The following is a 17330-nucleotide window of genomic DNA, read 5'->3' as shown; positions in this document are numbered from 1 at the left end:
AATTACGGACTTCAGTATCCGTCAGCTGAATTAGGGCATTCCCTGGAGTAAACGCGCAGGGCACGGCCCGCGGGTCCCCACCCACGGGCCGTGCCCTGTCACTCGAGCCGGGCACGGAGCCGCCGACCTTTGCGGCCGCCGCCGAACGCTGCAAAGCCCCCCACGGTCTTCACTGCGTCTTTCCGGTCGCTCGGCCGGCGTGCCCGACGACGTACAGCTTTTCCCGTGACCCGCAGGTCGCGCGATGCCTTTCAACCCTGGCCGAAACATCGTGGTAACGTGCTGTGATTGAGTGCATACTCTAGGGCGGGGGGTGATTGCGGCTGCATAGGTGGGGGTTTGGTGCTTCGTATCCATTTCACAGAAGTGGACCTGGCGAGGGTGAGGTTGGCGACAGCACCCGACGCCTTGTGGGAAACGATTCTGAGCTTTCATCGATTGCGCGACCGCCGGGGCGCCCTCGTCTTCGGGGAATGGCGGAGGGAAACCCGCACCCGGTTGAACGGTGAAACACGGCTGCTCTCCGGGGTGGTGCCTTCCCGTGGCTATTTCCCGGATTTCCTGACGCCGTCCAGGGAACCCCTTGGCATCGACGCGGGACTGGAGCAGCTGCGCGAGACCCCGGTGAAGCGGCTGCGCCGGGAGCTCGGCGTGCTGGCCGGTGTCCGGCGCCTGCCCGGCTGGCTGGACGCGCTCGCCGACGGCCGCGCCGACGAGCTGACCCGGCTCATCGGCGCGCTGCGCAGCTACCACCGGGCGGCCGTCGACCCCTACTGGCCCGACATACGCACCAGGATAGAGGCCGACCGGGCCGCCCGCGGCCGGGCCCTCCTCGACGGCGGCGCGGACGAACTCCTCGCCTCCCTGCCGCCGATGCTCCGCTGGCGCGCCCCGGTGCTGGAAGCCGACTACCCCGTGGACCGCGAACTGCACCTCGACGGACGGGGCCTGCTGCTCCAGCCGTCCTACTTCTGCCGGCGCACCCCGGTCGCCCTCCACGACCCTGATCTGCCACCGGTCCTGGTGTATCCGGTCACCCACTGCTCGGCACCGGTGTCCGGGGGTTCGGAGCCGATTCCGTCGCTCGGCCGGCTCCTCGGGCACACCCGTTCCGCGGTCCTCCAGGCCATCAGCAGTGGCTGCACCACCAGTGAACTGGCCCGCAGGGCAGGGGTGTCACTGGCCTCGGCCAGCCAGCACGCCGCCGTGCTGCGCGAGGCCGGTCTGGTCTTCACCCTGCGGCACGGGAACGCCGTACTGCACACCCTGACGCCGCTGGGCGCCGCCCTGCTGCGCGGCAGCGCCCAGCCCGAGTCCGTTACGCGCGGAACGGTCCCGTCACCTCGTAGGTGATGCCGCCCGAGGAGCTGCCGCTCGTGCCGCGCTGGCTGGAGAAGTACAGCCGGTTGCCGGCGGGGGAGAAGGCCGGGCCGGTGACCTCGGACGAGGACTGGCCGTTGATCCGCAGGAACGGTGCGACGACGTCGTCCGGGGTGATGATGCAGATCTCCATGTTGCCGCCGTCCTCGGCGACGAACAGGTCGCCGGAGGAGGAGCCGGTGACGTTGTCGACGCCGGTCAGCGGGGCGCCGCCGCCCACCACCAGCGAGTCGTCGTAGGCGAGTTCGTAGGTGCTGTTCGTGAGGTTGAGCTGCCAGACGCGGTTGTCGCCCTTGGTGGTGAACCAGACGGTGTCGTTGGCGTAGTGGCAGCCCTCGCCGCCGTTGAACTTCTTCGACCCGGAGACCTGGCTGCGGGTCGCGGTCGGGGAGCCGTCCGGGTCCGGCACGTTCGCCCAGGTGAAGCTGCCGGAGGTGCCGGTTCCTGCCATGAGCACCTGGAGCGTGCCGGACGAGAGGTTGCCCCATGTGTCGGGGATGAAGCGGTAGAAGCAGCCGTTGCTCTCGTCCTCCGTCAGGTAGATCACCTGACGGACCGGGTCGGCCGCCGCGGCCTCGTGCTTGAACCTCCCCATCGCGTCCCGGCGTACGGCGGCGTTGACGCCGTAGGGGTCGGTCTCGTAGACGTACCCGAGGCTGACCTCCTCGCAGGAGAGCCAGGTGTTCCACGGGGTCTTGCCGCCCGCGCAGTTCTGGCGGGTGTTGGAGAGGATGCGGTAGGCGCCGGTGATCGCGCCGGTGGAGGAGAACACGACCGCGCTCGCGCCGCCCGACGGGTTGATCTCCGAGTTGGAGACGTAGACCCAGCCCGAGCCGTTGGCGAAGCAGGCGCCGCCGTCGGGGGCGTTGTGCCAGGTGTAGCCGGTGGAGGCGACCGTCCGGCCGGAGCGGGCGATGACCCGGCTGCTGAAACCGCTGGGCAGCTGGATGCCGTTGGCGTCCGCCGCACCGAGCGGTCCGTACGGTCCGGGACCGGGCTGGGCCGGTGCCGCGTAGGCCGCGCCGTGCATGAGGGTGCCGCCGAAGGCGGCCGCCGTACCGCCGATGACCGCCCCGCGCAGGAAACTGCGACGTTCCACTTGTCACTCCAGGAAGGTGGTGGTGGACCAGCCCGGCACCGGTCGGCGCCGGGTTCGCGCGGTACGGGAAGCTAGAAGGGGTGCGTGGCTGCCGCGGCAACGATCGGTGAAGCGCAGACGACGGTCAGCGGTTGACCGGATGCGACGGAGGGCTCCGGTCGGCCATGAGAGCCTCTGACCTGCGACGTATGCCTGTCATGGCTCGTCATGGGCTGGTTCGGGGACGGGTGGTGCGCAGATTTTCGGCCGTGCGCCGGTAGACGTCGGCCGCGCGGTTGACGTAGCCGAAGAGGACTTCCGGCTGGTCGGGGGTCAGCCGCACCGGAGGGGCGCAGGCCGGCCGCCGACGGTCCTCGGCCAGTCCGTTCGGCTCTTGTCCAATTGTTCGTCCCGCGGTGCGTCCGGGCACCCGGGCGCTACCGTGCCGGTATGTCGATCACCGCACACCTGCTCGGTTCCGTCCCTCTCCCCGACGCCTTCGACGTGGTCAACGGCGTCGCGCTGGAGAGCCGGGCAGGGCTGACGGGGCAGCGCCCGCAGCACCGGGCGCTGCTGCTGCACGGCACCACCCTCGCCGTCCACGACCTGGAGGCGCTCTTCGCCGGCGACACCCGGCCCTTCGTACGCTTCCCCTGTCCCTGGCCCGACTGGGACCAGGGACTCCACTCGGTGAGCCCCGACGGCACGTTCGCCGTGTTCTCGGGACAGCGCGCGGTACGGGCGGTGGACGCGGACGGCCGCACCCGGTGGGAGCTGCCCCACGGCTGCTGGGGCGTGCCGGCGGACCACGGGCACGACCGGAAGGACGGCGACGACGGGCGGCCGTGCGGGGGCCATGCCTCGGGGTCGTGCCGCATATCCGACGACGGCAGGTTCGTCTGGGCCCATGTCCCCGCCGCGCGCGGGGCGGACGCGTCGGGAGCGGCCTACGGCGGGGACGCGGCGGGCTCCGACGCGGCGTACGGCCCGGGTGAGGGGAATGTTCCGGGTGACGCGTACGAGGAGCAGTGGCTCGTGCTGGACGCCCGGGCCGGCACCGTCCTCGCCCGGCTCGCGCTGGACAGCGACACCTCCGGATCGAACCACCTCTCCCATCCGGACGGCGTCCACATGGGCCTCGGCATCGGCATGGTCGACGGCGCCCTCCTCCACTGGGGCAGGTGGGACGGGAGGGAGCTCACCAGCTGGGACGTCAACACGTCCATCGACCGGATCCTCGCCGACGTCCATCCCCGGTGCGACGGCTTCCTGACCGTGGAGCACCACGGCGGGGACGTGATGCTGCACGCCCTCGACGGCACGGTCCGCGCCACCGCGGCGAGTGCCGCCCTGCCCGCGCGCGGCGACGAGGACGACCTGCCCTACTGGGACCTGCCCTGCGGCTTCGTCGACGCCCGTACGGTCATCGCGACGACCGTCGAGTCCGACGACGACCCGGACGGGGCCCGCCACTGGCTGCTCGACGCCCGGGACCTGCACGTGCTCGGCACCGTCGGCTACCCCGAGCCGGTCGACGGCTACGTCAGGCCCCTCGGCGACGGCACCTGGCTCACCCACGACAGCGTCAACGACCTGGTCAAGCGCTGGACCGCGGCCGGTACCGAGCCCCGGCAGCAGTCACCCGGAGAAGAAAATCCCCCGGACGAGCGATGAGTTCCGCGAGGGCCGCCGGTCCGACCTCTCGAACGGCACGCCACCCGGGCGGGCCGGCCGCGAGACAGGGACCACCATGGCCACGCAGATCTTCGTCAACCTCCCCGTGAAGGACCTCGAGACCTCGAAGGCCTTCTGGACGGGACTCGGCTACTCGTTCAACCCGCAGTTCACCGACGAGAACGCGGCCTGCCTGGTCTTCAGCGACACGGTCTTCGCGATGCTGCTCACCGAGGCCCGGTTCAAGGACTTCACCCGGAAAGAGATCGCCGACGCCTCGAAGGCCACCGAGACCATCCTCGCCCTCGGCGTCGAGAGCCGCGCCCGGGTCGACGAGCTGACGGACGCGGCACTCGCCTCCGGCGGTCGGCCGGCGAACGAGCCGATGGAGTACGGCTTCATGTACGGCCGTTTCTTCCAGGACCCGGACCACCACCAGTGGGAGGTCATCTGGATGGACCCGTCCGCGGTCCAGACCGAGGGCCGGACCGATGCCCAGGCGGAGGCCCAGGCATAGGGGCCTGCTCAGCCGCCATTCAGGCCCGGTCAGCTCCCCTTCAGACCCTCGGCGGCCACGCCGGTCAGCTGCTCCGAGGCGACCCACAGCCGCTCGCCGGCCACGTCGTCCAGAGTCCACCTGGCCCGCGGGGACCTGGCAGGGGCACCCCGCATGTTCAGGAACGCCGGTCCGGTGAACGAGTCGGGGCGCACTCCGGGCGCGGTCGCCGCGTACAGCGTGGGCAGCGCCCCGGACTCGGCGGGCTGGGCGAGGATCCGGTTGCCCAGCTCCACGACGCGCTCGGCGAACCGGCGGCCCTCCATCCGGACGCCCGCCGTCTGCAGGTTGGTCGCCGCGTAGCCGGGGTGTGCGGCCGCCGCGACCACGTCGGAGCCGACGGCGGCCAGCCGCCTCGCCAGTTCGTGGACGAACAGCAGGTTCGCCGTCTTGGACCGGGCGTAGGCGATCCAGCGGCGGTAGCGGCGCTCGCTGTTGAGATCGCCGATGTCGATGTCGGCCAGGGCGTGCATGCCGCTGGACACGGTCACCACGCGCGCGCCCCGGGTGCGGAGCAGTTTGGGCAGCAGCAGCCCGGTGAGGGCGAAGTGGCCGAGGTGGTTGATCCCGAACTGGGTCTCGAAGCCGTCGGCGGTCCTGCCGTAGGGCAGGGCCATGACGCCCGCGTTGTTGACGAGCAGATCGAGGCCGGGCCGTTCGTACGACTCGGCGAACCGCCGTACGGACGCGAGGTCGGCGAGGTCCAGCGGCGCGAAGACGGCGTCCGCGCCCGGGACGTTCCGCCGGATCAGCTCGGCCGCCTGGGTGCCGCGGGCCTCGCTGCGGCACGCGAGGACCACCCGTGCTCCGTGCCGGGCCAGTTCGCGTGCCGTCACCAGTCCGATGCCGCTGTTGGCTCCGGTGACCACGGCGGTACGACCGCTCTGGTCGGGGATGTCGCTCGCACTCCAGCCGGTCATGCGGCGCTCCTCGTGAGTGGGGGAAGGATCAACGGCTTCCGTACTCAAGAGTAGGCGCGGACGGCAGTGGCGGGGGAAATGCCAGGTGCAGGTGCAGAGCCGTGGCCCGGGCCACGGCTCTGCAGCTTTCAGGCGGCCGCGCGGACCTCGTAGGTGCGCAGGGTCACCGTCTCGTCGTCGAGGCACCGGCCGCTGCCGAGGTCGAAGCGCTGCTTCAGCAACGGCGAGGCGACGAACGGCCGGCCGGACGAGGAGCCCACCAGGCCCCGGGAGAGGACCTGGGCGCCGGTGAACGGGTCGCGGTTGTCGATCGCGTACGGCCGGCCCGTACGGTCCAGGAAGAGCGCGGCCTGCCGGCCGTCCGGGAGCAGTGCGGCGACACCGCGCCCGGGGGTGAGGCGGTCGACGGGGCAGACCTCGACCCACGTCTCGTCCACGCGGACTTGGAGCGTCATCGGGCAATCGCCCCTTCCATGGGTTCCAGGGTGAGGATGGTCAGGTTCGGCTTGATCTGGCCGCGCTCGGGGACGAACTGCACCGTCGGGTCGGGCGTTCCGGGCGCGTTGACGAAGGAGACGAAGCGGCGCAGCCGGTCCGGGTCCTGCAGGGTGTCGGCCCACTCGTCGCTGTAGCCGGCGACGTGGGCGGCCATCAGGGCCTCCAGCTCGTCGCAGATGCCGAGGGAGTCGTGGACGACGACGTCCCGGACGTGGTCGAGGCCGCCCTCGATCCGTTCCAGCCACGTGGAGGTGCGCTCCAGTCGGTCGGCCGTCCGGATGTAGAACATCAGGAACCGGTCGATGAGCCGGATGAGTTCGGCGTCCGAGAGGTCCTGGGCCAGCAGGTCGGCGTGGCGCGGTGTGGCGCCGCCGTTGCCGCCGACGTACAGGTTCCAGCCGTTCGCGGTGGCGATCACACCGAAGTCCTTGGACTGGGCCTCGGCGCACTCGCGCTGGCAGCCGGACACCGCCGACTTCAGCTTGTGCGGCGCGCGCAGGCCGCGGTAGCGGAGTTCCAGGTCGATCGCCATGCGCACGCTGTCCTGCACGCCGAAGCGGCACCAGGTCTGGCCCACGCAGGACTTGATGGTGCGCAGCGCCTTCCCGTACGCGTGCCCGGACTCGAAGCCCGCGTCCACCAGCCGCGCCCAGATCTGCGGGAGCTGGTCCACCTGGGCGCCGAAGAGGTCGATGCGCTGGCCGCCGGTGATCTTCGTGTAGAGGCCGAAGTCCCGGGCCACCTCGCCGATCACGATCAGCTTCTCGGGCGTGATCTCGCCGCCGGGGATGCGCGGCACGACCGAGTACGAGCCGTTGCGCTGCATGTTGGCGAGGAAGTGGTCGTTGGTGTCCTGGAGCGCGGCCTGTTCGCCGTCGAGGACGTGTCCCTCGGCGCCGATCGACGGGGCCAGCGAGGCGAGGATCGACCCCACGGTCGGCTTGCAGATCTCGCAGCCCTCGGTGCCGCGGGCATCCTCCCGCCCGTGCTCGTCCAGCAGGGTGCGGTACGAGGTGATCTGCCGCACCCGCACGATCTCGTAGAGCTCCTGGCGGGTCAGGGCGAAGCATCCGCACAGGCCCTTGTCGACCTCGACGCCGGACGCCTCCAGTTCGGCGGTCACAAGCTGGCCCAGGACCTTGACGCAACTGCCGCAGCCCGTACCGGCCTTGGTGCACTTCTTCACCTCGGGCACGGTGGTGCAGGAGTGCTCGGTCACCGCACCACGAATGGTGCCCTTGGAGACGTTGTGGCAGGAGCAGATCACCGCGTCGTCGGGAAGTGCGGCGGGCCCCAGTGCCACCGGGGCGCCCGCGCCGGCGGGCAGCACGAGCTGGTCGGGGGCGATCGGCGGCACGGAGCCGGTGAGCGGGCGGAGCATTCCGTACGCCTCGGCGTCACCGACCAGCACTCCGCCCAGCAGCGTGCCGTCGGGGGACACCACGAGCTTCTTGTAGACGCCGGACCGCGAGTCGGAGTACACGACGTCCAGGCAGTCCTCGGTCGTGCCGTGCGCGTCGCCGAACGACGCCACGTCCACGCCGAGCAGCTTCAGTTTCGTCGAGGTGTCGGCACCCGTGAAGGGGCTCACCGTGCCGCCCGCGATCACGTCCGCGGCCGTGGCGGCCATCTCGTACCCGGGCGCCACCAGTCCGTACACCCGGCCGTCGGACGCCAGCGCGCACTCGCCGATCGCGAGGACGTGCGGATCGGAGGTGACGCAGCGCTCGTCGACCGCGATGCCGCCGCGCTCGCCCACGGCCAGACCGCAGTCCCGGGCCAGCTGGTCGCGCGGCCGGACACCCGCGGAGAAGACGACCACGTCGGTCTTGAGGACCGAGCCGTCCGACAGCGCCATGCCGGTGACCCGGCCGGCGTCGTCCGCGGTGACCTCCTGGGTGCCGGTCCCGGTGTGGACCGTCAGGCCCATGCCCTCGATGGTCCGCAGCAGCGCGGCGCCGCCGCCGTCGTCCACCTGCACCGGCATCAGCCGCGGCGCGAACTCCACGATGTGGGTGTCGAGTCCGAGGCCCTTCAGCGCGCCCGCGGCCTCCAGCCCGAGCAGACCACCGCCGACCACCGCACCCGTGGTGGCCGTCTTCGCGAACTCCTCGATGGCCAGCAGGTCCTCGATGGTCCGGTAGACGAAGCAGCCCGTGGCGTCCTTGCCCGGCACGGGCGGTACGAACGGGTACGAGCCGGTCGCCAGTACCAGGGTGTCGTAGGAGAAGACCTGCCCGGAGCGGGCGGTCACCGTGCGGGCCTCGCGGTCCACGGCCTCGGCGGGGTCGCCGACGTACAGTTCGATGCCGTGCCGCTCCATGAATCCCGGCTCGACCATCGACAGGTCCTCTGGGGTGCGGCCGGCGAAGTACGAGGTCAGCTGGACCCGGTCGTAGGCGGGGCGGGGCTCCTCGCAGAGCACCACCACCCGTGCGGTCTCGGTGACCCCGCGGTCGGCCAGGGCCTCAAGGAATCGCTGACCGACCATCCCATGGCCGATCAGGACGATCGTCGCAGTGCGCGTCATCAGCAGATGCCTCCGTCATCGGTGAGCAGGTGGAGCAGGTCTGTGGTGGTGGGCAGGGCCTCGTCGCCCGCCCAGGAACGGGCGAGGGCGCCCACCGTGGCCAGATCGCCGAGCAGGATGCCGCCGACCAGCCGGTCACCGCGGACCACGACCTTCCGGTAGGTGCCGCGGGTGGCGTCGGCGAGCCGCACCACGTCGTCACCGGGCAGCGGACTGGTCTCGCCGAACGCCGCGAGGTCGAAGGGCCGGGGCGGGGTGTCGCGTTCCTGTCCCGCGGGGTCGTGCGGGGCCGTGCCGGCGTCGGCCGTGTCGGTAGGGGCCGTGTCGGTACCGGGTGCCTCTGCGACGGCCACGTGCGGGCCGGAGCCGGGGCGGGACACCGGGTGGGGTTCGGTCCGGTCTTCCGGGCGGGATCCGAGGTGGGATGCGGTGGAGAGGTCCCCGGCGGCGCCGGTCCCGGGGGCGAGCGGGGTCAGTGTGAGCCGGGTCAGCAGCCGGCTGCCGGAGTAGCGCACCGAAGGGCCCCCGGCTCCGGCGGAGGCCACGGGGAGCGCCTCGGCAGCCAGTACCCCGGCCAGCACATCGGCCTGTTCGATCGCGGGACCCGCCAGGCCGTACACCGTCCCGGCGTGCTCGGCGCAGTCGCCGATCGCGTGGACGTACGGGTCGGAGGTGCGGAGTTCGTCGTCGACGACGATCCCGCGGCGCACCTCCAGTCCCGCCGCCTGCGCCAGACCGGTCCTCGGGCGCACACCGCAGGCCACCACCACGACCTCCGCGTCGAGCACCCAGCCGTCGGCGAGCTCGACACCCGTGACGGCACCGCCGTCGGTGCCGCGCAGACCGCGCACCCGGCACTCGGTGTGCACCTCCACGCCCAGCGACTCGACATGGCCGCGCAGCAGCAGCCCCGCACCCTCGTCGAGGTGGCCCTCCATCAGCCGGGTGCCCTGGTGGGCGAGGACCACGTCCGCGCCCCGCTCCGCGAGCGCCCGCGCCGCGGACACCCCGAGCAGGCCCCCGCCGATCACCACGGCCCGCACACCGGGCCGTACCGCCGAGGCCAGCGTGGTGCAGTCGTCGAGCGTCCGGAAGGGGAGGACGCCGTCCGGGAGGTCGCGGGCGCCGGGGGGGAACAGTCCGCGCAGCGGCGGGAGCACCGGGTTCGACCCCGTCGCGAGCACCAGCCGCCCGTACGGGACCACCGCGCCGTCGTCGCAGAGCACCAGCCGCTCAGCGCGGTCGATGCGCACGACCCGCACCCCGCGCCGGACCGACACGGACGGCCCGTCGGCGGCGGGAAGCGCGATCACCTCCGGTGCGTACCGTCCCGCGAGCACCTCGGCGAGCAGCACGCGGTTGTACGCGGGGTGCGGTTCCTCGCCGATCACCGTCACGGGAAGGCCGGCGGGCGCCAGCCGCTGGGCCAGCCGCGCCCCGGCCGTCCCACCGCCGATCACCACGATCTCCGTACTCATGTACGCAGACTGCGGCCTGCCTGTTTCCCGACCGCATCGCGGTCGTTTCCCCGGGGCAACGGCCCCCTCAGCGGCGACCCCGGTCCGTTGTGAGCCCTCGGGCGCACGGGGACGCCATCGGGGAGAGGACGGGAACCTCAGGGGTTGCTCAACAAAAAGGCGATCGTTGGACGGGGCATGTACCGCCTCCGTAGGGTCGTCGACATGCCCGACATATCACTGACCATGATCGTCGTCCTCTGCCTGGCGGCCGCCGCGGCCGGCTGGATCGACGCGGTCGTGGGCGGTGGCGGGCTGCTGCTCCTGCCGGCGCTGCTCATCGGCATGCCGCACGTACCCGCCGCACATGTGCTCGGCACCAACAAGGCCGTGGCGATCGTCGGCACCACCGGCGCCGCGGTCACCTACGCGCGGAAGGCCCCCGTACAGGTCGGCACGGCCGTCCGCATCGGGCTGATGGCCATGGCCGGCGCGGCGGCGGGGGCGTTCTTCGCAGCGGGCCTGCGCAGCGAGGTGCTCCGTCCGGTGATCCTGGTGGTGCTGCTCGGCGTCGCCGCGTTCGTCATGCTCCGGCCCACCTTCGGGACGGAGGCTCCTTCCGGGGCGAAGGTCACCCGCACCCGAGCTCTGGCCGCGGTGGTGCTGGTGGGCGGCGGCATCGGTTTCTACGACGGTCTGTTCGGCCCCGGCACCGGCACCTTCCTGGTGCTCTCGCTCACGGCCCTGCTCCACCTCGACCTGCTCACGGCGTCCGCCACGGCGAAGATCGTCAATGTGGGCACCAACGCGGGCGCCCTCGCGATGTTCGCGTATCAGGGTTCCGTGCTGTGGCAACTGGCCGCCTTCATGGCCGTGTTCAACCTGGCGGGCGGCATGATCGGCGCCCGTATGGCGCTCAGGAAGGGCAGCGAGTTCGTCCGGGGCGTGCTGCTGGTGGTCGTCTTCTCGCTCGTCGCGAAGCTCGGCTTCGACCAGTGGAGCGGCTGAGCGGCGTCCTCCGGTCAGGCGCACGGTCCGGGGCGGTCGTACCGGCTCACGCCGTCCCCGTCAGGTGGGCGTACGCCACCACGTTGCCCCGGTAACCGGTCCGCGGGTCGAAGCCGCCGCCGCAGGTGATCAGCCGCAGCTCGGGCCTGCCCACCGTGCCGTACACCTTGCGGTCGGGGAAGGCGTCGTTCGCGTAGACCTCCACGGCGTCCACGGTGAACACCGCCGTCCGCCCGTCCCGGCGCGCCACCTCGATCCTGCCGCCCCTGCGCAGCGACCCCAGGTGGTAGAAGACGGCCGGCCCCTCCGCGGTGTCCACATGGCCGGTGACGACCGACGTCCCGTCGGCACCGGGCGCCGTGCCGTCCCGGTACCAGCCGGCCGCATTGCCGTTCCCGGCCGGCGGTACGTCCGGGCTGCCGTCGGCGCCCAGGCCGAGGCGGACGACCGGGGCGTCCACCCGGATCGCGGGGATACGGATGCGTACCGGTTCCGAGGGCGGGATCGGGGCCTTGTCCCGCGCCGCCGACCGTGCGTCGGCCGCTCCCCGGCCCGGGGCGAAGCCCTGCGAGGCGTGCGGTACGGGCGGCAGCGGCGGATCGGAACCGTGCTGGATCAGCCAGATGCCGATGCACGCCGCCACTGCGACGGAACCGGCCCGGCCGCGCCGGTTCACGACTCACGGCGCAGCAGCAGCCAGGCTCCGGCCGTCCCGGCCGCGACCAGGACGGCGACTCCGGCCGCGATCTGCGCCGCATTGCTGTTCATGCTGCCGCCGACACCGCTCTTCACGTATCCCCTGGGCGCGTCGGCCGTTCCGGAGAGGTCCTCGTCCTGCCCTGTCCCTTCCTCGGCCTCCGCTTCCGCCTCCGTACCGGACTTCGAGCCCCTGGACCCGCCGTCGCCTGCAGCCGGGACGTTCTCCGCCGCCCGGCCGAGGTCTTCCGGGGCCTCGATGTCACTGCCCAGGTCGGGGTCTATCAGCACCTCGCCCTCGGTTTCCCGGCCGGGGGCGTCGGCCGGTGCGTCGTCCGCCGCCGCCCGGGAGCCTGCCTGCTCGTCGTCCTCGGCCGACGGTCCGGTGCCGGACGACGCGTCGTCGTCCCCGACCGTGCCGGTGTCCTCCGCGAGGGCGCCGTCGTCGCCCTCCGCACCGGAGTCGGGCGGCGTCACACCGCCCCGCGCCGGGTCCGGGCCGGTCTCCTGGCCCTCGTCCGTCCGCCGGTCCGGGCCGGTCTCCTGGCCCTCGTCCGTCCGCCGGTCCGGGCCGTCCGCCGCCTCGCCGTCCCGCCCGCCGCCGGAGCCGTCCGCCGCCTCGCCGTCGCGTACGTCGTCGGGGTGGTCCGCCGCGCCGCCGTCCCTTGCCGGGGCGGAGCCGGTCGCGGTCGCCGTGTCCGTGTTCATGCCCGTGTTGGTGTTCGTGTCCGTGGTCGTGGTCGTATCTGCGTCCGTGGCGCCCGGTGGTCCGGCGTCGGAGCCGCCACCGGCTGCGGGGCGGCGACCGGGGTCGGCTGCGGTGCCCGGCTCGGACGCGGAACCGGGCTCGGACGCCGAGGCCGTGCCGCCCTCCGTACCCCCGTCCATGCCGGCGTCCGGGCGCGCGGTGGTGTCGAGACCCGCGGCCGCCTCGGCGTTCTCCGGCCGGCCGACAGGTGCCGTGGGGGCTGACAGGACGGTCACGTCACCGGAGAGGTCCTTGCCGTCGGCGCAGGACACGTCGACCGCGTACGTCCCGGACCGTGCGTCCTCCGGCACCTCGAACCGGCCGACGGAGACCTCCCGGTGCGCCCCCGGCACCAGCCTGAAGCGGCCCGCGCCGACCGCCGCCGCGTCGCCGGTGCCCTCGCCGTCCACCCCGCACGCCGTCGTGCTCACGGTCACGGTGGTGCCCGGCGTGACGCTCCGCGGATAGACCTCGAGCGTGGTGTCCCCGCCGGTCGCGTACGCCGCCGACGCACCGCACAGGCCCAGGGCGGCGACCGCCACGGCCGCACCGGTGACCAGTCCCGGCCTCAGGACCGGACCCGACCTCAGCCCCACACCGCGCATGACCAAACCCTCCGAGTGAGCGACGACGTACCCCCTCCGAGCAAACGGCCCGGGCCGCCCCCGCGCACGTCATGCGCCGCCAATCGCTTGAGCGGGCGGGCCCCGGCCGTGCTCACCGGGTGCTTGCTCACCGGGTGGGGCCGCGACGCCCAGCACCCTGCACCCCGCACGGTTCCCCGGAGACGCGTGGGGCCGCCAACCTCCACCCGGCGGGGTGGCTGCCGGGAACGTCCCGGTCGAACCGGCTTGACCTCAATCAGACTTGAGGTACCAAGCTCTTCCGCATGGACACCACTTCCACCACGCAGAACCGCATCCGCCTCGCCGTCATCCTCGGCAGCAACCGCCAGGGCCGCTTCGGAACGGTCGTCGCCGACTGGTTCCTCTCCCACGCACGACTACGCGACGACATCGACATCGATCTCGTCGACCCGGCCGAGATCCTGCTGCCCACCGCCCTGTCGGCACAGCCGGATCCCGAGGCGCGGGCCGCCCTCGCCGCGGTCTCGCCCCGCCTCGCCGCCGCCGACGCGTTCGTCGTCCTCACCCCCGAGTACAACCACTCTTTCCCTGCGCCCCTCAAGAACCTCATCGACTGGCACCTCACCCAGTGGCAGGCCAAGCCCGTCGGCTTCGTCTCGTACGGCGGGATCTCGGGCGGTCTGCGGGCCGTCGAACAGCTCCGTCAGGTCTTCGCCGAACTGCACGCGGTCACGGTGCGGGACACCGTCAGCTTCCACAACGCCTGGAACCACTTCGACGACGACGGCAGGCCCAAGGACCCCGCCGCGCCCGACGGCGCGGCCAAGACCATGCTCGACCAGGTCGTCTGGTGGGCACGGGCCCTGCGCGACGCCAAGGCCGTACGGCCCTACGCGAGCTGATTCCGCGGGCGGGCGGTGGGCGACGGGCCGGACCGTTCGCCCGTCCAAGGCTTCAGGACGGTCCGGGCCGCTGCTGGGGTACGGTCCACCCGTGACGACGCTGACCGTACTGACCACGACCGACAGCGCGGAGAAGGCCGCGGCGCTGGCCCACGGCGCGGTCGAGGCGCGCCTCGCCGCCTGCGCGCAGATCTCCTCGCCGGTCACCTCCGTCTACCACTGGCAGGGCGCCGTCGAGACCGCCGTGGAATGGCAGGTGCTCTTCAAGACGACGGCCGCACGCTACGAGGAACTGGAACGCCATCTGCGGGCGGCCCACGACTACGACAACCCCGAGATCATCGCCACCCCGGTGGTGGCCGGCAGCGCCGCCTACCTCGACTGGATCGCGGAGGAGACGGAGGCGGGACGATGAGCCGTCTGCCGTTCTTCGTGTACGGCACGCTCCGGCCCGGCGAGTACAACCACGAGCTGTTCCTCAAGGGCCGCGTCGCGTCCCAGGAACCGGCCCGACTCGCGGACGCCGTGCTGTACGAGGGGCCCGGCTACCCGTACGCCCTCGCCGCGCCCGGCTTCGACGTCGCGGGCGACCTCGTGACGCCCGCCGCCGACGTGTACGACGAGGTGCTGGCGACTCTCGACCTCCTGGAGGAGCACTACGGGCCCGGCGACCCTCGGAACGTGTACGAGCGGGCCGCCCTCGACGTGGCGCGGGCCGACGGCAGCACGGTCCGCGCCTGGGTCTACCTCGCGGCGGGGGCCACGGCCCGCGGACTGCGGACGGCAGGAACGATCATCCCGGGCGGCGACTGGCGCAACCGCCGGCCGGGGTGACGGGTCCTCACCCGGCCGAGCAGGGTCGTCACATCGACAGGGCCGTCACACGGCCGACAAGGTCGTCATAGGGCTTGACGGCCCTCACGCGACCTCGGCCGCCCTCGAACGGCCGGCCTCATACGGCCTCGTCCGCCGGATCCGTGCGCTGCACCGGCTCCACCCGCACCGCGCACACCTTGAACTCCGGCATCCGGGACACCGGGTCGAGCGCCGGATTGGTGAGCGTGTTCGCCCGGCCCTCCCCGGGCCAGTGGAACGGCATGAACACCGTGTCCGGGCGGATCGCCGCGGTGATCCGGGCCGGGGCGACGGCCCGGCCGCGGCGGGACACCACTGCGACCGGGTCCCCCTCGGCCGCCCCCAACCGGGCGGCGAGCCGTGGATGCATCTCGACGAAGGGGCCCGGGGCGGCGGCGTTGAGCTCCGCCACCCGCCGGGTCTGGGCGCCGGACTGGTAGTGGGACACCACCCTGCCGGTGGTCAGCAGAACGGGGTACGCGTCGTCGGGCTCCTCGCCTGCCTCCCGGTGGCCCACCGGCACGAAACGCGCCCGGCCGTCCTCGGTGGCGAACCGCTCCAGGAACAGCCGTGGTGTCCCGGGGTGCACCGGGGGTGCGGCGGGCACCCGTGCGTCCCGGCCTGCTCCCGCGTTCCGCTTCTCTGCGTCTGCGTCCGTGTCCGCTTCCGTGTTCGGGTCCGCGTTGCTCGGGCACGGCCAGAACACGCCGTTCTCCTCGCCCAGCCGCTCGTAGGTGATGCCGGAATAGTCGGCCGGCCCGCCCGCCGAGGCACGTCGCAACTCCTCGAAGACCTCTTCCGGTTCCACGGGGAAGCCCTTCTCGTGCCCGAGCCGTGCGGCCACCCCGTGGAGCACCTCCAGATCGGTGCGTACACCGGGCGGGGGAGTGAGCGCACGCCGCCGGAGCAGCACCCTCCCCTCGAGGTTCGTCATCGTCCCCGCTTCCTCCGCCCACTGGGCGACCGGCAGCACCACGTCCGCGAGCTCCGCCGTCTCCGAGAGCACCACGTCCGCGACCGCCAGGAAGTCCAGCGAGCGCAGCCGGTCCTCCACGTGCGCGGCGCGCGGCGCCGACACCACCGGGTTGGAACCCGTCACCAGCAGCGCCCTGACATCCGTGCCGAGCGCGTCGAGCAGTTCGTACGCGCTGCGTCCCGGTCCCGGCAGGGAGTCGGGGTCCACCCCCCACACCCCTGCGACGTGGCGGCGCGCCTCCGGGTCCGTGAGCTTGCGGTACCCGGGCAGCTGGTCGGCCTTCTGGCCGTGCTCCCGGCCGCCCTGGCCGTTGCCCTGGCCGGTCAGGCAGCCGTAACCGGACAGCGGCCGCCCGGCCCGGCCGGTGGCGAGGCACAGATTGATCCACGCACCGACCGTGTCGGTGCCCTTCGACTGCTGTTCCGGACCGCGTGCGGTCAGCACCATGCCGTCCGGCGCGTCGCAGAACATCCGCACGGCCTCGCGGAGTGCGGGCACGGGCACGCCCGTCACCCGCTCGGCCAGCTCCGGCCAGTGCGCCATGACCGCGGCCCGCGCCTCCGGCCAGCCGCTCGTCCGGTCCCGGATGAACTCCTCGTCGGTACGCCCCTCCGCGACGACCAGGTGCAGCAGCCCGAGCGCGAGCGCCAGGTCCGTGCCCGGCCTCGGCGCCAGATGGAGATCCGCCTGCTCGGCGGTACGGGTGCGGCGCGGGTCGACGACGATCAGCTTCCCGCCGTTCTCCTTCAGCTCGGTGAGATAGCGCAGAGCGGGCGGCATCGTCTCGGCAAGATTCGAGCCGACGAGGATCACGCAGCCGGTCCGCGGGATGTCCTCCAGGGGGAACGGCATCCCCCGGTCCAGCCCGAACGCCCTCTGGTGCGCGGCCGCCGCCGACGACATGCAGAAACGGCCGTTGTAGTCGATCTGCGAGGTGCCCAGTACGACCCGGGCGAACTTGCCGAGGGCGTACGCCTTCTCGTTGGTGAGCCCGCCGCCGCCGAACACACCGACCGCGTCGGCGCCGTACCGTTTCCGCGTCCCGGCCAGGGCCCCGGCGATCATGTCCAAGGCCTCCTCCCAGGAGGCCGGTTCGAGCCTGCCTGTGGCGGGGCGTCGGATCAGCGGCTCGGTGAGGCGAACCCGGGAGGAGAGCACTGCGGGCGCTGTGCGGCCCTTTCCGCACAGCGCGCCCCGGTTGACCGGGAAGTCCGCCCGCTCCACCAGCTCGGCCACCTCGCCCGAACCCGGAAGGCCCGCCCGCAGGCTCATACCGCACTGGAGAGCGCAATACGGGCAGTGCGTCGGAACCGGTCCCGTGCCCGCGTCTGCGGCCGGGACGGGGGTGGGCGCGGAAGCAGCGAACGGTGCGGACATGACGTCAGCGTGCTCCGCCGGTGTTACACCGGGCGGCGTCCCGGGTTACACGACCGGAACACGCGGCTCAGCCACACGCCTACCGTCC

At 72.6% G+C, this 17330-nt stretch carries 15 protein-coding genes; 7 read left to right on the top strand and 8 right to left on the bottom strand.

Features of this window, described 5'->3' with window-relative positions; translation table 11 throughout:
- Window positions 1–342: 342 nt before the first annotated feature.
- On the top strand, window positions 343–1353 hold the full coding sequence (locus ACZ4Z5_RS25910; RefSeq protein WP_468266726.1) for an ArsR/SmtB family transcription factor: 1011 nt from the start codon (window positions 343–345) through the stop codon (window positions 1351–1353).
- On the opposite strand, the gene ACZ4Z5_RS25905 is transcribed toward ACZ4Z5_RS25910, so the two are convergent.
- Window positions 1319–2479 carry an alkaline phosphatase PhoX gene (locus ACZ4Z5_RS25905; protein WP_468266724.1) on the bottom strand — a complete coding sequence of 387 codons (1161 nt, stop codon included), beginning with the start codon at window positions 2477–2479 and terminating at the stop codon, window positions 1319–1321. The two genes, ACZ4Z5_RS25910 and ACZ4Z5_RS25905, sit on opposite strands and share 35 nt — an antisense overlap.
- Window positions 2480–2908: 429 nt before the next feature.
- Here ACZ4Z5_RS25905 and ACZ4Z5_RS25900 point away from each other — a divergent pair, with 429 nt between their 5' ends.
- Window positions 2909–4132, top strand: coding sequence for a hypothetical protein (locus tag ACZ4Z5_RS25900; protein WP_468266721.1), 1224 nt, complete (start codon window positions 2909–2911; stop codon window positions 4130–4132).
- 76 nt (window positions 4133–4208) lie between these two features.
- Window positions 4209–4649 (top strand): VOC family protein, encoded by a 441-nt coding sequence (locus tag ACZ4Z5_RS25895; RefSeq protein WP_468266719.1) that lies wholly within the window; start codon window positions 4209–4211, stop codon window positions 4647–4649.
- Between the two features lie 29 nt (window positions 4650–4678).
- On the opposite strand, the gene ACZ4Z5_RS25890 is transcribed toward ACZ4Z5_RS25895, so the two are convergent.
- The 4 genes from ACZ4Z5_RS25890 to ACZ4Z5_RS25875 form a co-directional block, all read right to left on the bottom strand.
- Window positions 4679–5608: an oxidoreductase gene (locus ACZ4Z5_RS25890; RefSeq protein WP_468266717.1), complete on the bottom strand. Its 930-nt coding sequence runs from the start codon at window positions 5606–5608 to the stop codon at window positions 4679–4681.
- A 128-nt stretch (window positions 5609–5736) separates the two neighbouring features.
- Window positions 5737–6063, bottom strand: a complete 327-nt coding sequence (gene nirD, locus ACZ4Z5_RS25885; RefSeq protein ID WP_468266715.1) for a nitrite reductase small subunit NirD — start codon at window positions 6061–6063, stop codon at window positions 5737–5739.
- Complete coding sequence (gene nirB, locus ACZ4Z5_RS25880) at window positions 6060–8636, bottom strand: nitrite reductase large subunit NirB (protein WP_468266713.1); 2577 nt, start codon at window positions 8634–8636, stop codon at window positions 6060–6062. The genes nirD and nirB overlap by 4 nt, the downstream gene beginning before the upstream one ends.
- The gene (locus ACZ4Z5_RS25875) at window positions 8636–10114 is read right to left on the bottom strand and encodes an NAD(P)/FAD-dependent oxidoreductase (protein ID WP_468266712.1); all 1479 of its coding nucleotides are present in this window, start codon (window positions 10112–10114) and stop codon (window positions 8636–8638) included. Before ACZ4Z5_RS25875 ends, nirB begins: the two co-directional genes overlap by 1 nt.
- Before the next feature lie 204 nt (window positions 10115–10318).
- Here ACZ4Z5_RS25875 and ACZ4Z5_RS25870 point away from each other — a divergent pair, with 204 nt between their 5' ends.
- The gene (locus ACZ4Z5_RS25870) at window positions 10319–11101 is read left to right on the top strand and encodes a sulfite exporter TauE/SafE family protein (RefSeq protein WP_468266710.1); all 783 of its coding nucleotides are present in this window, start codon (window positions 10319–10321) and stop codon (window positions 11099–11101) included.
- A gap of 46 nt (window positions 11102–11147) precedes the next feature.
- On the opposite strand, the gene ACZ4Z5_RS25865 is transcribed toward ACZ4Z5_RS25870, so the two are convergent.
- Both ACZ4Z5_RS25865 and ACZ4Z5_RS25860 read right to left on the bottom strand, forming a co-directional pair.
- Window positions 11148–11777 (bottom strand): class F sortase, encoded by a 630-nt coding sequence (locus ACZ4Z5_RS25865; RefSeq protein WP_468266708.1) that lies wholly within the window; start codon window positions 11775–11777, stop codon window positions 11148–11150.
- Complete coding sequence (locus ACZ4Z5_RS25860; protein ID WP_468266706.1) at window positions 11774–13150, bottom strand: hypothetical protein; 1377 nt, start codon at window positions 13148–13150, stop codon at window positions 11774–11776. The genes ACZ4Z5_RS25865 and ACZ4Z5_RS25860 overlap by 4 nt, the downstream gene beginning before the upstream one ends.
- Window positions 13151–13434: 284 nt before the next feature.
- Between ACZ4Z5_RS25860 and ACZ4Z5_RS25855 the strand changes: the two genes are divergently transcribed.
- From ACZ4Z5_RS25855 to ACZ4Z5_RS25845, 3 genes are all read left to right on the top strand, one after another.
- Window positions 13435–14034, top strand: coding sequence for an NADPH-dependent FMN reductase (locus ACZ4Z5_RS25855; protein ID WP_468266704.1), 600 nt, complete (start codon window positions 13435–13437; stop codon window positions 14032–14034).
- A 91-nt stretch (window positions 14035–14125) separates the two neighbouring features.
- Window positions 14126–14449 carry a divalent-cation tolerance protein CutA gene (cutA, locus tag ACZ4Z5_RS25850; protein WP_468266702.1) on the top strand — a complete coding sequence of 108 codons (324 nt, stop codon included), beginning with the start codon at window positions 14126–14128 and terminating at the stop codon, window positions 14447–14449.
- Window positions 14446–14868 carry a gamma-glutamylcyclotransferase family protein gene (locus tag ACZ4Z5_RS25845; protein ID WP_468266700.1) on the top strand — a complete coding sequence of 141 codons (423 nt, stop codon included), beginning with the start codon at window positions 14446–14448 and terminating at the stop codon, window positions 14866–14868. The genes cutA and ACZ4Z5_RS25845 overlap by 4 nt, the downstream gene beginning before the upstream one ends.
- Before the next feature lie 118 nt (window positions 14869–14986).
- On the opposite strand, the gene ACZ4Z5_RS25840 is transcribed toward ACZ4Z5_RS25845, so the two are convergent.
- Window positions 14987–17242: a molybdopterin oxidoreductase family protein gene (locus tag ACZ4Z5_RS25840; RefSeq protein ID WP_468266698.1), complete on the bottom strand. Its 2256-nt coding sequence runs from the start codon at window positions 17240–17242 to the stop codon at window positions 14987–14989.
- Between the last annotated feature and the right edge of the window lie 88 nt (window positions 17243–17330).

Source organism: Streptomyces sp. NPDC030222, from assembly GCF_055573115.1.
Note: the sequence above shows the minus strand (reverse complement) of the source record. Positions and strands in the feature narration are given on the sequence as shown.

Coding starts and splice junctions, on each gene's coding strand:
- ACZ4Z5_RS25900 (WP_468266721.1), top strand. CDS start 2,909: ATGTCGATCACCGCACACCTGCTCGGTTCCGTCCCTCTCCCCGACGCC.
- ACZ4Z5_RS25895 (WP_468266719.1), top strand. CDS start 4,209: ATGGCCACGCAGATCTTCGTCAACCTCCCCGTGAAGGACCTCGAGACC.
- ACZ4Z5_RS25890 (WP_468266717.1), bottom strand. CDS start 5,608: ATGACCGGCTGGAGTGCGAGCGACATCCCCGACCAGAGCGGTCGTACC.
- nirD (WP_468266715.1), bottom strand. CDS start 6,063: ATGACGCTCCAAGTCCGCGTGGACGAGACGTGGGTCGAGGTCTGCCCC.
- nirB (WP_468266713.1), bottom strand. CDS start 8,636: ATGACGCGCACTGCGACGATCGTCCTGATCGGCCATGGGATGGTCGGT.
- ACZ4Z5_RS25875 (WP_468266712.1), bottom strand. CDS start 10,114: ATGAGTACGGAGATCGTGGTGATCGGCGGTGGGACGGCCGGGGCGCGG.
- ACZ4Z5_RS25870 (WP_468266710.1), top strand. CDS start 10,319: ATGCCCGACATATCACTGACCATGATCGTCGTCCTCTGCCTGGCGGCC.
- ACZ4Z5_RS25860 (WP_468266706.1), bottom strand. CDS start 13,150: ATGCGCGGTGTGGGGCTGAGGTCGGGTCCGGTCCTGAGGCCGGGACTG.
- ACZ4Z5_RS25855 (WP_468266704.1), top strand. CDS start 13,435: ATGGACACCACTTCCACCACGCAGAACCGCATCCGCCTCGCCGTCATC.
- ACZ4Z5_RS25845 (WP_468266700.1), top strand. CDS start 14,446: ATGAGCCGTCTGCCGTTCTTCGTGTACGGCACGCTCCGGCCCGGCGAG.
- ACZ4Z5_RS25840 (WP_468266698.1), bottom strand. CDS start 17,242: ATGTCCGCACCGTTCGCTGCTTCCGCGCCCACCCCCGTCCCGGCCGCA.